We start from the raw sequence: 12,500 nt of genomic DNA on the forward strand, positions 1-12,500 counted from the left end.
TACCTGCCTCTTTTTAGAAATTTTTGTACTCAAGTTAAAAAAACACATTTAACGAATACGTAATCTCTCTTTCAATTGTTTTAAATAACGAGATTGTATCAGTAAGAAATATACAACTTGAATTCCTACGAAAATACTTAATACAATCATATTTTCTTTAAATAATGAGTACTCAAACATCTGTCCCAGTGCAGTTAACGCTACTGCCCCATGTAATGTTGCAACACCTATTGGAACGAAGAATAAAAGTGCCAATCGAATTGTAACTACTTTCGATAATTCTCCACTCGTTAAGCCTACTTTTCGAATCATTTCAAACAAACGAGTGTCATCCTCCAAATCAGAAAACAAACGGAAGTAAAGGAAGCTTCCTGCACATACGAAAAATACAATACCAATAAAGAAACCTACAAATAAAATTGGTCCTGCGATTTGTAAACTTTGGTTTTGTTCGTACTCTTCTGCACTAAACGTTGCATGTTCTTCATAAGGCTTCATCTGATGAGTAAGTTCTTTACCAACCTCAATTTCATCTTTCATTCCTTCTGTTTTGTACACATAATCTTTTTCCTCTTTAAATCCATCTTGTAATGCATCATATTGATTTTTAGAGATTACATAAACGTTACCTCTTAGTATTTTACTTAATGAAGAAGTATTAACTTTTTTCACTTTTAAAGGATCGTTCAAATGTGGTAAAGTAATTTCTTTTCTTTCTTTCATTGGTGGTCCTGGTATATCGACAAACAAAAATAAAACTTCTTTATTTGCTACAGTTTGAAATGGTTCTCCTGTTAATTTCGCATATTCCTCATAATCTGATTCTTTTATGAAAATGGCGCTTCTTAACGACTGCTCCTCCGCCTTTTTCGTTGAAATAGTAGTTTTAGAAGCTGCTATACTATGTTTCTTTAATCCTTCATCAATCATCTTCAAATGCTGTAATTCATTACTATTTCCTTGCTTAGAGTGGTATTGAAACGCAATTGGTCTCTCCATAATTCCTTTCATCATTGATGCGAAACCAACTAATGTACCTATTGCTGAAAACGCTACAGTTGAAATAATGGTTACAATAAAGAACATTCTTGCGTTATCTCTCATACGGTAAGCTAAATCTGACAACGTAATAATATTTGTCTGTGTCCAATAGAAACGTTTACTTTTTTTACATAGTCTAATAATAAAGACACTCAACTGCTTGTACAGCAAGTACGTACCAATAATGACTACCGTTGTAACTGGAATCATCATGATAAATACCATTGCGCCGTGTGACATAAGCGCTCCTGCATATCCGGCACTAAGCAATATGACCGCTAATATAGAAGAAATAATAGATGCTTTCGGTTCCGGCTTCGCTTCTGCTGACCCTCTAAACAATTTCATAATTTTATTTTTTTGAATCATTCCTGCACTAAACAATGAAATAATTATAAATAATATGAAAAACATAATACTCGTTACAATAATTGCTTTCATTGGTATGTAATAGGCTAAGGAAATATCTAATTTTAATATCATCGGAGCTACAAATATTAATATTCCAGAAAATAACATTCCTGCAAGAATTCCAAAAACAATTGCCCCTATCCCAATCATAATATTTTCAAAGAAGATAAGACGCTTTAATTGATATTTCGTCATACCTAACATCATTAAAATTCCTAATTCACGCTTTCTCGTTTTTAAAAACATTCCCATCGAATATAAAATAAAGAAAAATGTAAATAAGTAAATAATGGACTGTGCAAAAGACATACTTACGAACACGTACTGGCCCAATTCTCCAGCACTTAATGCTGGATGAAACGCAAAAAATGAATACACAAAAAAGGCCATAATAGCAAATGCACTACTTAAAAAATACGCTGAATATGTTCGTCTATTTCGCGTCACATTCCGATATGCGAGTTCTCTAATATTCATATTACTTCTCCGCCCTTCTACTAACTATGTTCTTATATTAGTAAAGTACGGAAATACCTTCCATCGATTCAAATGACAAAAACCTTACATTATTGAAAGGTTTCAAAAAAATTGCTTAAACGAAGCAGTTTCATTATAATGACTACATTCATATTCATACACGCATCCTATTGTATATTCGTTAGTTTTGCGAAATAATAAAGGATAGAAGTATGTACCAATATACATATAAACTTATTTACCGCTTTAATACGAATAGGAGGAAACATAATGACATTACAAGAACAGATTATGACAGCATTACATGTTCAGCCTGTAATTGATCCGAAAGCAGAAATCCGTAAACGTGTTGATTTCTTAAAAGATTATGTAAAAAAAACGGGTGCGAAAGGATTTGTACTTGGAATTAGTGGCGGACAAGACTCTACATTAGCTGGACGTTTAGCTCAGCTTGCAGTGGAGGAAATTCGTAATGAAGGTGGTAACGCAACGTTTATCGCTGTGCGCCTACCTTATAAAGTGCAAAAAGATGAAGATGATGCGCAATTAGCATTACAATTTATTCAAGCGGATCAATCTGTTGCATTTGATATCGCTTCAACAGTTGATGCTTTCTCAAATCAATACGAAAACTTATTGGGTGAATCATTAACTGATTTCAATAAAGGTAACGTGAAAGCACGTATTCGTATGGTTACGCAGTACGCAATCGGCGGTCAACAAGGATTACTTGTGATTGGAACAGATCACGCTGCAGAGGCTGTAACGGGCTTCTTCACAAAATTCGGAGATGGTGGTGCAGACCTATTACCATTAACTGGATTAACAAAACGTCAAGGACGCGCTCTATTACAAGAATTAGGTGCGGACGAGCGACTTTACTTAAAGATGCCAACAGCTGATTTATTAGATGAAAAACCAGGTCAAGCTGATGAAACAGAGTTAGGTATTACGTATGATCAATTAGATGACTATTTAGAAGGTAAAGCAGTTCCAGCTGATGTTGCTGAGAAGATTGAGAAGCGTTACAAAGTAAGTGAACATAAGAGACAAGTTCCAGCATCAATGTTTGATGATTGGTGGAAATAAATACAATATAAAAAAAGAAGCTAATCCCATTAGCTTCTTTTTTTATATTAACGATACATCCCTACTCTTTTCTCTAGTAAGTCCTGCAAACAATCCTCATGTTGTTGATTAAACAATGGTGGCATTTTGTTTAGCGGGAAAAACTTCAAATCCAACGTTTCATCACCGTCTACTTTTTTCTCTCCTCCGATAATTGAGAATGAAAAGAATATTAAAATGGACTGGGCTCTGTCTCCATTTGGATATGTTTGAAAATATTTTGTATACACTCCGATAAGCTCATTTATTTCTACATCATAACCTGTTTCTTCCTTTATTTCTCGAACCGCAGTTTCTGCGGCAGATTCCCCGATTTCCATTGCACCGCCAGGAAATCCCCAAGCGTTAAAATCACCTCTTTTTTGCAGTAATACTTCTCCATGTTCATTCAACACACAACCACCCGCAAAGTTTATGAGAACACAGTCGTGCCCTACTTTTTCACGTAATTTTTTTATATAATTAGCCATCCGCTTCTCCTTTTCATACATCTTCTATCGCTATTTCTTATCTTTTTCAAGCAATTCAATCATTCGATCTAGCTTCTGATTCATATGCATCACTTGTTGTTTTTTTGCAGCGCTGCTTTGCAATAATCTTCTAAGGAACAAAGTAAATGATAGGAAAAACAAAACGATAAGTCCGATTACTAAACAAGTATATATCAATGTAAAAATATTACTTTCGAACAAATTCATTCAAATCCCACATCCTTCCTTTTTATATTTTATCACACAATTCTGTTTTTTGGAGTGATACATAATAAAAAGAGCACCTTTCCAAGATGCTCTTCTTAATTAATAAGTAAATGTAATTGTCGCTAATGAATAATCTGCCATTGCACTATATGGTGCTACTTGATAAGATACACGCTTGGCACCTTTTGGCCAATTTATTTCATTTAACACTTTTTTTATATCTTGCATTGTTCCATCCATAGACTGCTTATATCGTACTTCTACTTTTTCTGGCTTAGAAGCGAATTGTTGCTGCAACTTTTGCTTAAATTCATTATAATTTTCAGCCCCATATTGTGCTGATAAATATTTTAAATTAGTATCTTTTAACATTTGCTCGTATACGGGGGTTTTCGAACTACCAGCTTTTATTTTGTTTGTTAATTCATTAAAGTAACTTGTAGTTGCTGCTGGATATTTACTACGATCCCATTCATGATCTTTACTTAATTGCTCATCAGACATATTAAAATATGAATATGTTACGCGCCCAGCTTTATCTGGCACTGGATCGTCAAATGTCGTATCAAGATGATACCACTTGTTTTCAATGTTTACTAAATTCCATGCGTGAGCTTGTCCATTTCCTGTACCTGTTACAATATGATTTTGGATACCCGCTTCTTTTAGCAATTCATACGTTAATAACGTATATCCTTGGCAAACGGCAGAACGGTTCGCTAACGCTTCATATGCTGTATACGCTTGATAAGACGTATCATAAGATACGTGTTTTACAACGTAATCATGAATAGCTTTTACTTTCTCATTCTCATCCATCCCTGGTTTTACAATTGAACCGATAATTGCTTTTGCCTGAGATTTTACATATTGTGTTTGCTCTTTTGATTCACGGTATTTCACTTGCAGTGTAAACGTATAGTTTCCTGGTAACCCTTTAATAGAATATCTAGTAGACGCTACATTATATTTTACATACTCATCTGCATCTACAATTTTATTAAATTCGCCATACAATTGGTCCATAATATTTCTAGCATTTCTATCTTTTGTTTTATATGTGATTGTAATATTTTCTTCTCGATTATCAATCTGTTTTTTTAATTCTTTTCTGAAATCATTTAACAACTTTACATCTGATTGTGATGTCGCTACAGTTGGATTCGTAGCTGCATAAGATACAGATGACGCGTGTAAGCCCCCCATTACTATAGTTGAACAAAGTGCGGCAGCTGTCACATACTTACTTGTCTTTCCCATCTCGTCACTCCTTACATTCTATAACTATACGAAAAAGTATCGTATAGTTTCAGAGTATACAATACTTTTTCGTATAGGTCATATGAGATTATGCATATTTAACATTGTAAAAAGGTTGTTCTTTTTACAAGAACAACCTTTTTCATTAACAAGTTTGTAATACACAACACGTATTTTCAAAACGTCGATTTTTTAAGTCTTCATTTCCAATACAGAAATAAAGCATTCCTAAATCTCCCCACATCATATTACAATTTTTAGTATCTGAATCGATTTGGAATAAAAGCGTCATTTGCTGCGGGTCTATCCCCATATATTCTCCTGTCTCATATAATACTTCCTCTTGTACAGAGAATGGCTCACCAAACATTTGATGGTTATCGTAGTTGTCTGGGATTAGTTCTTCAAGTAATTGTAAGAAACGGTCTGAATCAGCCTCATCTTCAATGAAAAGCTCTGGCAATTTATATATCAGTTCAAAAGTAGTTGCACACTGGTTATAATTTGTTTGCAATTCATCTGCCCTTCGTAATTGCTCTACAGGAACTTCATAATAAAGTACACGCCCCGCTTCAGTTGGATTCACATCTTCTTCAAAGTAATTTTCAATGCTGAAAAAATATAACATCCCTGTCTTAGGAAGATTGTGATCCATACCAACATTTTGTAAATCATTTAAATTAAATTGAGCGATAAACTGTAATGGATTTCCTTTGTGCATCGGGTATTCAAATGTAGCTGGCAAGTCAGGAACTCCTCCCATTTTCGAACTACCTACCGCAACTGTTTCCTCCTGCTTTGGCACAACTTTTACACAAGGAAATACAGTATGAATAAGTTCCTCTTTTAAATGTGTCAGCCCATATTTATCAATTAATACTTCAATTTGTTTATTCATAAATTCTCCTTATATTTACATACTTATTTGTATCATCGCACAAAAATTATACTCCATTCTTTGTAAAAACAACAAGCCTCCAAAAAAACGGGCTCTTCCTCCATACGCGAACAAGTTAAAAAAAGCATAGTATACATTGTTCCTACAAACACGATAGTTCATTATTTCTTCCAGTACATTTTCCCCTCGTTCATTTTTATTTTTAATTTAAGGAGGAATTCCACATGGGTTACGGATATAGTTGCAGCGGTTACGGTTACGGCGGTAGTTGTGGTGGATGTGGTTATGGAGGTTTCGCTTTATTAATCGTTTTATTTATCCTTCTAATCATCATCGGAGCTAGCTGTTGGGGCGGCTTTGTAGGCTGCTAGTAAATTTAAAAACTATTGTAAAGAAGCACGTACAATACGTGCTTTTTTGCCATTTTCAAATCTTTTATTCGAAAGGAAGTATGATTGATGAAGATTGATGGTGTTTTTGAAGGAGGCGGTGTACGCGGGATTGCACATGTAGGGGCAATTTGCGCGTTAGCTGAAAAAGGCTATGAATGGGAACGTGTAGCTGGAACATCAGCTGGTTCCATTATCGCTGCGCTCCTAGCAGCAGGATATTCTTGTTCAGAGTTAAAAACGATTATAACTGATATCGATTATAATAAATTTACGAAGAGAACCTTTATTGACAGAATCCCCTTAATCGGAAAAGGATTAAGCGCATGGACTACTCTTGGTATTTACTCTAATATATTTATAGAAGAATGGATTGAAGAATTACTTCGCAAAAAAGGAGTTCACTTATTTACAGATTTACCTGATTTAAATAAGCTTAAAATTATCGCTTCTGATATAAGTAATGGTAAAATGGTTATCTTTCCTGATGACTTACCAAACTACGGATTTTTAAATTATCGCTTCTCTATTGCTAAAGCTGTAAGAATGAGTAGTACAATCCCCTTCTTCTTTGAACCGGTAAAATGGAGAACCCCTAAATGGAAGCAACCTTGTTATATGGTTGATGGAGGGATTTTAAGCAATTACCCTATTTGGATTTTCGACTCACCTTCCTCTCCTCGCTGGCCAACATTTGGATTTCATTTCGTAAAAGATGAGATTCAAGCTGACCCTGCCCATTATAACGAGCCTATCTCCATGTTCAAAGGACTTTTTAAAACGATGATGCAAGCCCATGATTTACGTCATTTAGATAAGGAATCAAAAGCAAGAACGATTACAATTCCAACAGGATCCATTACAAGTACAAACTTTGAGTTAACAAAGGAAGAAAAAGAGTGGCTTTACAATTCTGGTTATAACGCCGCAAATAAGTTTTTACAATCTTGGAACTTCAGACAATATATTGATGACTATAGAAACGGAAATCAGGACCGAAAAACAAATCGGTATTTCCGTCAACTTGACTCATAATACTATTATTTTTCATACGAGAACACGTAACGCTTTCAAAAAAAATAAGCCTAGTAATATCATAGATTACTAGGCTTATTTACTTCCTGCTGCATCATTATTATTCGTTGCTTAAGGATACGTTAACCCTTCAGCTTCTTCCGCAGTAATAACTGTGTATCGATTTCCCGTTCGTAATCCTAACAATTCTGCTTTTTCAATTGCATCCTGCTTCGACTCCGCATAAGCAGCTAAATATTTTTCTCCATTGATAATTTGGCAAATTACGTATTGTTTCATTATTTTCTCCTCTTACTTTTTCATTAGTTGTGCAAGTTTTTTGATACCTATTTCAATTTCTTCTAACGTTGCGTATGAATATGATAGACGCAAAAATTGGTTTGCACTTCTATCATACAAAGTACCTGGATTTAATAAAATCTTTTCTTTCAAAGCTTTGTCGAATAAGCTACGGTTCGAAACGGGTACATTCATATGTAACCAAATATAAAAACCACCTGTCGGTTCATACCATGTTGCTATATCACGACAATATTTCTCTAACATTTGCAACATAAAATCTCTACGTTTTTTCAACTTAGTTCTTACAAACTGTAAATGTTCATCATACAATCCATCTGCAAACCATTCCGCTACAATTTGCTGGGATATAGAACTTGAACCATAATCTGTTTGCATTTTTATGTCTGCCAATCTTTGAATGACTGGCTCAGATCCAACAATCCATCCAATTCTTAACCCTGGACTAATAACTTTAGACATACTCCCAATATGTAGTACAATTCCGTTTTTATCATATGCTTTTAAAGGCTTTGAAACAGGCTCATCAAACCATAAGTCTTGGTACACCGCGTCTTCTATAATTGGCAAACCAATTTCGTTACATATTTCCATCACTTCTATTCGTTTCTTCGCATTCATACTAAAGTTCGTCGGATTATGAAAAGACGGGATTGTATATAAAATAGATGCATTAAATTGCTTCTTATATTTCGTAATATATGATGAATGTAAACCGTTCTCATCCATTGGTATACCAATTAAACGCATTCCTGCTGATTGAAAAACATTAAGAGAATATAAATAAGATGGTTTTTCTAATAAGATGGATGCCCCTTTTGGAAGAAGCCCCATAGAAATAAGTTGCAACGCTTGAATTGCTCCTGAAACAATTAATATAGAATCAGGAGTTACATCTATACCATGTCCTTTTAAATAGTCCGCAATTTTCTTCCTTAAATAGAAATTCCCTTTCGGTTCTTCATACCCAAGTATCATGCTCGACTTTAAAAGCTTATTCATAATATCTTTCATCTTTTTTTCAGGTAAAAGACTTGGCGCGAGCTCACCTGTTCCTAAACGAATTACATGCGGATAAAATTCAGCTTGATTAATCTCTTGAATAGCAGGCAGATTCGGATAATGAAGTCCCGTTTCTACATAAGACTGCCAATTAGGCGGGGGCGCGTACGTTGAAGCATTCTCATTATTATTTACAACAATTGTTCCTTTCCTGCCATTCCCTTCAATGTATCCCTTTGCCACTAGTTCATCGAAAGCCATTACAATTGTACTCCGGTTCACACCGAATGTATGTGCCAAATCTCTTTGTGAAGGTAATTTCGTTCCAACAGTCCATTCTCCATTAACGATTCTTTCTTTTATATACGTTTCTATTTGTTTATACAGAGGAGTCGCTAGAGACATATTCGGTTTCCAAACGAATCTTTCCATCATATCACCTTATATTCTTTTTGGTTGGTAACCTCTCCAACCATATGGATGGATACAAATTTTCATTTCTTTTATACAATATACACTATCATACTGAATTAAAATAGGAGGTAATATGATGAGTGAAGCAATTATTCATGGTATCATTCTTGCATTTGGTCTTATCATTCCATTAGGTGTCCAAAATGTTTTCGTCTTTAACCAAGGTGCGAGCCAACCAAACATTTGGAGGGCAGCCCCTGTAGTATTAACTGCCTCTATATGTGATACGTTACTCATATTGATTGCGGTGCAGGGTGTCTCCCTTGTACTCCTTACTTTTTCTTGGCTAACTAACACGTTATATATAATTGGATTTTTCTTTCTCCTATATATGGGCTTTGTTATTTGGAGAAGTAACCCTTCCAACGATATAAAACAAGAAAACAGCATGCCATTAAAAAAGCAAATCCTTTTCGCTGCATCGGTTTCGTTATTAAATCCACATGCAATTTTAGATACAATCGGTGTAATCGGAACAAATTCTATTCAATACATAGGAAGTGAAAAATGGGCTTTCACACTTGCAACTATTATCGTTTCTTGGATTTGGTTTATAAGCTTAGCCTTAGCAGGGAAATTTCTAAAAAGAATGGACTCAACTGGAAAGACAATCGTATTATTAAACAAGTTTTCGGGTCTCATCATTTGGGGTGTCGCGCTTTATATGTTAAAACAAGTTATGTATTCTTAATAAACGAAAGAGAATTGCATGTTCCTTAAAACACCATGCAATTCTCTTACAAATTATGAAGTAGGTTCCGTTTTCTGTTTTACCGTCTTTGCATCTTTTTCTGGTTTAATCCAAATCATTGCTATAACAGCACCGATACCAGCGAAAATACTTGTTACATAAAACACTTCATGGTCAGCACCTTTCATGAAAAAAGAGTATAGAGGTGGTCCAGCTGCTACACCAATAAATCGCATGGAACTATAAAATGACGTAACTGTCCCCCTTTGCTCCTTTTCAATTCCTTGTGTAATTAGGGCGTCTAAACATGGGAGTGCCATACCAATTCCTATCCCCATAATAACGAGACAAAGAAGTAGTAAATAAATCCCTTTTATAAATAAAGGAATGATGACTGATGTAGCTGCCATTAAAAAACCAATATAAATACAATTCTTCATTACATTTTGATTATCTCCAATTTTTTTACCCGCCATATATGAACTAAGTGACAATACAAGTAACGGGATAGCAAGTACACAACCTTTCCATATACCATGTATGTCATACTTTGATTCCAGTATCGTCGACAAATAAAAGAGAATTCCGAATAAAATAAGCATAATAATTGCACCTAATACAAAAATGGCAATTAACCATCTTCCCTTTTCTCGAAACGTAGAGATAATAGATTTTATAAACTCTTTAAGTGGTGGCACTTCTCCTTCTTGTTTCTTTGCCTTTACTAGAACAAGTAATAAAACAATTGATACTATGCATAAAACTGGAATTGCCCAAAATGGTAAGAACCATACAATGGCAGCAAGAGCAGATCCTAAAATAGGGCTCAGCACTTTTCCAAATGTATTGGATGTTTCAATGATTCCTAAACCTGTACTAACTTGTTTTTCATCTTTATATAAATCACCAACACAAGGTATAACAACTGGCATTGCACCAGCTGCACCAATACCTTGAATCGCTCTACCAATCAGTATCCAAGTGTAGGGATTATCAACTTTCCATGATACCCAACCTGTTACCGCTCCGCCTATAGCCGCAATCAGCAAACTCGGAACCATTATCATCTTTCGTCCCCATCTATCTGATAAATAACCAGCAATCGGTATAAGTAAAATGGCTACAATAGAGTAAATTGTAATAATCATGGATACTTGAAACGATGAAATATGTAATTTCTTTTCAATAGTCGGCAGAATTGGAATAAGCATTGAATTCCCTAATGTCATAACAAGTGGAACTGATGCAAGCGCAATTAAACAACAGTTTTCTTTTTTTAACATGTTGGCTTCGGAACCCTTTCATCGTATATTTCTGACCATATAATAGCCCTGCTGGAACGTAATTTTTCATTCCACCAGGGCTATTACATCTTTACTACTTCCCATTCACAACAAAAGAAATTGGGGAAAATATAGTATTATTCCTATTCTTTGAATCCAGTTCGCAATATATTCATACCAATTAATTGAAAAAAAAAGAAAGGAAGAATCCTTCCTTTCTCCTATAACCTTCTACAATTAGCGAGTATATCCGCCACCAAGTTGTTGTTCTGCCATCGCTACTAGACGTTTTGTAATTTCACCGCCTACAGAACCGTTTGCACGTGAAGAAGTATCAGCGCCAAGTTGTACACCAAATTCTTGTGCAATTTCATATTTCATTTGATCTAAAGCTGCTTGTGCTCCATGTGATGCTAATTGATTAGAGTTACGATTTCTAGCCATTACCAATCACCTCCTTATTTATATATAAATTGTGTTAAATTTTAATTTAAATACATGGTAATTTTTGGTTATTTGTATTTTTAAAAAAAGAGTCTCTACAATGAGAGACTCTTACATCATTTTATATTAAGAAGTTACTACTTCTAAATTTCTATTTGTTAATACTTTCATTTCTTCTTTTAATATATCTTTCGCATTATGTCCAAACCATTCGAGTGAAGCAAAATGGTCAGTATCTCTCACTTCCTGAATAATCTCATCATAATTTACCACACCTTCAAATAATGGAACCATACCAATTCGACTTCCCGCTGCTGCATATACATTATTTGGTTCAAACACATGCAAATAATCTGCTGACGATATATTCTTAAAATGGTAATGTTGTATCCACGGCTTTAGTCGATGGAAGCTGTCTATTGGATCTGCACCAGACTCCCATATATGAAGAAAATCAAGGTTTATTTTCAAATTCGGATGATCTACTTCTCCTAATAATTCCAAAGTAGAAGGCAGCGTATCCGTTAACGTATTTGGATGTGTTTCTAAAAGTACATACATATTATGCTGAGCAAATACTTCACAAATCATGCGAATACGATTCACATACTCTTTTCTCTCCTGTTCCGAGAAATCTTCGCTACCTTTTTGTCCAGCAAACGTACGAATTTTGTTTGTTTTAAACCAAATAGCTAATATTGCAAGTTGTTCACATTTCTCTATCGTTTTTTCAAAATCTGCCGATAATGATATGTCTAAGTAATCACTTATCATCGTAATTTCCAAGCTTTTATCCTTTAAACAATTCAATTCTCGTTCTGTCGTTTCATACTCTTGCATATACAAATTTTGTGCATGAGTCCCCCACAATTCAATTCCTTCAAAACCGTTTTCATATGCAAACTGAACAATATCAGTAAATGAAATTAATTGATGACGAAAGGAAATAGTACATAATGAATATTTCAT

Annotated in this window: 14 protein-coding genes; 4 read left to right on the top strand and 10 right to left on the bottom strand. The window is 34.6% G+C overall.

What is annotated here, in order from left to right:
* Positions 1 to 48 precede the first annotated feature (48 nt).
* Positions 49 to 1,929: an ABC transporter permease gene (locus QEP67_RS18035; protein WP_048566545.1), complete on the bottom strand. Its 1,881-nt coding sequence runs from the start codon at positions 1,927 to 1,929 to the stop codon at positions 49 to 51.
* Positions 1,930 to 2,199: 270 nt separating this feature from the next.
* Here QEP67_RS18035 and nadE point away from each other — a divergent pair, with 270 nt between their 5' ends.
* Positions 2,200 to 3,018 (top strand): ammonia-dependent NAD(+) synthetase, encoded by an 819-nt coding sequence (gene nadE / locus QEP67_RS18040; protein ID WP_000174908.1) that lies wholly within the window; start codon positions 2,200 to 2,202, stop codon positions 3,016 to 3,018.
* A 47-nt stretch (positions 3,019 to 3,065) separates the two neighbouring features.
* Here nadE and QEP67_RS18045 read toward each other — a convergent pair whose 3' ends face one another.
* From QEP67_RS18045 to QEP67_RS18060, 4 genes are all read right to left on the bottom strand, one after another.
* Positions 3,066 to 3,527, bottom strand: coding sequence for an NUDIX hydrolase (locus QEP67_RS18045; protein WP_000035010.1), 462 nt, complete (start codon positions 3,525 to 3,527; stop codon positions 3,066 to 3,068).
* Between the two features lie 30 nt (positions 3,528 to 3,557).
* The gene (locus QEP67_RS18050) at positions 3,558 to 3,755 is read right to left on the bottom strand and encodes a DUF4083 domain-containing protein (protein WP_001048106.1); all 198 of its coding nucleotides are present in this window, start codon (positions 3,753 to 3,755) and stop codon (positions 3,558 to 3,560) included.
* A 99-nt stretch (positions 3,756 to 3,854) separates the two neighbouring features.
* Positions 3,855 to 4,961, bottom strand: a complete 1,107-nt coding sequence (locus QEP67_RS18055) for a transglutaminase domain-containing protein (protein WP_353706353.1) — start codon at positions 4,959 to 4,961, stop codon at positions 3,855 to 3,857.
* 199 nt (positions 4,962 to 5,160) lie between these two features.
* Positions 5,161 to 5,913 carry a YwqG family protein gene (locus tag QEP67_RS18060; RefSeq protein WP_001041247.1) on the bottom strand — a complete coding sequence of 251 codons (753 nt, stop codon included), beginning with the start codon at positions 5,911 to 5,913 and terminating at the stop codon, positions 5,161 to 5,163.
* A 224-nt stretch (positions 5,914 to 6,137) separates the two neighbouring features.
* Here QEP67_RS18060 and QEP67_RS18065 point away from each other — a divergent pair, with 224 nt between their 5' ends.
* Both QEP67_RS18065 and QEP67_RS18070 read left to right on the top strand, forming a co-directional pair.
* A complete protein-coding gene (locus tag QEP67_RS18065; protein ID WP_000540427.1) occupies positions 6,138 to 6,284 on the top strand; it encodes a YjcZ family sporulation protein in 147 nt (48 codons plus the stop codon).
* A gap of 87 nt (positions 6,285 to 6,371) precedes the next feature.
* The gene (locus QEP67_RS18070; protein WP_000686811.1) at positions 6,372 to 7,337 is read left to right on the top strand and encodes a patatin-like phospholipase family protein; all 966 of its coding nucleotides are present in this window, start codon (positions 6,372 to 6,374) and stop codon (positions 7,335 to 7,337) included.
* Positions 7,338 to 7,448: 111 nt separating this feature from the next.
* On the opposite strand, the gene QEP67_RS18075 is transcribed toward QEP67_RS18070, so the two are convergent.
* Positions 7,449 to 7,616 carry a DUF3933 family protein gene (locus QEP67_RS18075; RefSeq protein WP_000816376.1) on the bottom strand — a complete coding sequence of 56 codons (168 nt, stop codon included), beginning with the start codon at positions 7,614 to 7,616 and terminating at the stop codon, positions 7,449 to 7,451.
* A gap of 12 nt (positions 7,617 to 7,628) precedes the next feature.
* The gene (locus tag QEP67_RS18080) at positions 7,629 to 9,071 is read right to left on the bottom strand and encodes a PLP-dependent aminotransferase family protein (protein WP_064459803.1); all 1,443 of its coding nucleotides are present in this window, start codon (positions 9,069 to 9,071) and stop codon (positions 7,629 to 7,631) included.
* A 118-nt stretch (positions 9,072 to 9,189) separates the two neighbouring features.
* On the opposite strand from QEP67_RS18080, the gene QEP67_RS18085 reads away from it, so the two are divergent.
* The gene (locus tag QEP67_RS18085; RefSeq protein ID WP_001287309.1) at positions 9,190 to 9,804 is read left to right on the top strand and encodes a LysE/ArgO family amino acid transporter; all 615 of its coding nucleotides are present in this window, start codon (positions 9,190 to 9,192) and stop codon (positions 9,802 to 9,804) included.
* Between the two features lie 53 nt (positions 9,805 to 9,857).
* Here the strand turns inward: QEP67_RS18085 and QEP67_RS18090 are convergent, their stop codons facing one another.
* The 3 genes from QEP67_RS18090 to asbF form a co-directional block, all read right to left on the bottom strand.
* Entirely contained in the window at positions 9,858 to 11,087 is a 1,230-nt protein-coding gene (locus QEP67_RS18090) for an MFS transporter (protein ID WP_064459804.1), read from the bottom strand.
* Between the two features lie 237 nt (positions 11,088 to 11,324).
* Positions 11,325 to 11,531 carry an alpha/beta-type small acid-soluble spore protein gene (locus QEP67_RS18095; protein ID WP_000113545.1) on the bottom strand — a complete coding sequence of 69 codons (207 nt, stop codon included), beginning with the start codon at positions 11,529 to 11,531 and terminating at the stop codon, positions 11,325 to 11,327.
* Between the two features lie 126 nt (positions 11,532 to 11,657).
* Positions 11,658 to 12,500, bottom strand: a complete 843-nt coding sequence (gene asbF / locus QEP67_RS18100; protein WP_000877692.1) for a petrobactin biosynthesis 3-dehydroshikimate dehydratase AsbF — start codon at positions 12,498 to 12,500, stop codon at positions 11,658 to 11,660.

The organism is Bacillus cereus group sp. MS39, assembly GCF_040448665.1.
GTDB classification, from domain to species: Bacteria; Bacillota; Bacilli; order Bacillales; family Bacillaceae_G; genus Bacillus_A; species Bacillus_A wiedmannii.

What these genes read in the sequence shown, in the direction of transcription:
- QEP67_RS18095 (WP_000113545.1), bottom strand. Translation starts at nt 11,531, where the DNA reads ATGGCTAGAAATCGTAACTCTAATCAATTAGCATCACATGGAGCACAA.
- QEP67_RS18055 (WP_353706353.1), bottom strand. Translation starts at nt 4,961, where the DNA reads ATGGGGGGCTTACACGCGTCATCTGTATCTTATGCAGCTACGAATCCA.
- nadE (WP_000174908.1), top strand. Translation starts at nt 2,200, where the DNA reads ATGACATTACAAGAACAGATTATGACAGCATTACATGTTCAGCCTGTA.
- QEP67_RS18035 (WP_048566545.1), bottom strand. Translation starts at nt 1,929, where the DNA reads ATGAATATTAGAGAACTCGCATATCGGAATGTGACGCGAAATAGACGA.
- QEP67_RS18070 (WP_000686811.1), top strand. Translation starts at nt 6,372, where the DNA reads ATGAAGATTGATGGTGTTTTTGAAGGAGGCGGTGTACGCGGGATTGCA.
- QEP67_RS18090 (WP_064459804.1), bottom strand. Translation starts at nt 11,087, where the DNA reads ATGTTAAAAAAAGAAAACTGTTGTTTAATTGCGCTTGCATCAGTTCCA.
- QEP67_RS18075 (WP_000816376.1), bottom strand. Translation starts at nt 7,616, where the DNA reads ATGAAACAATACGTAATTTGCCAAATTATCAATGGAGAAAAATATTTA.
- asbF (WP_000877692.1), bottom strand. Translation starts at nt 12,500, where the DNA reads ATGAAATATTCATTATGTACTATTTCCTTTCGTCATCAATTAATTTCA.
- QEP67_RS18050 (WP_001048106.1), bottom strand. Translation starts at nt 3,755, where the DNA reads ATGAATTTGTTCGAAAGTAATATTTTTACATTGATATATACTTGTTTA.
- QEP67_RS18065 (WP_000540427.1), top strand. Translation starts at nt 6,138, where the DNA reads ATGGGTTACGGATATAGTTGCAGCGGTTACGGTTACGGCGGTAGTTGT.
- QEP67_RS18045 (WP_000035010.1), bottom strand. Translation starts at nt 3,527, where the DNA reads ATGGCTAATTATATAAAAAAATTACGTGAAAAAGTAGGGCACGACTGT.
- QEP67_RS18085 (WP_001287309.1), top strand. Translation starts at nt 9,190, where the DNA reads ATGAGTGAAGCAATTATTCATGGTATCATTCTTGCATTTGGTCTTATC.
- QEP67_RS18080 (WP_064459803.1), bottom strand. Translation starts at nt 9,071, where the DNA reads ATGGAAAGATTCGTTTGGAAACCGAATATGTCTCTAGCGACTCCTCTG.
- QEP67_RS18060 (WP_001041247.1), bottom strand. Translation starts at nt 5,913, where the DNA reads ATGAATAAACAAATTGAAGTATTAATTGATAAATATGGGCTGACACAT.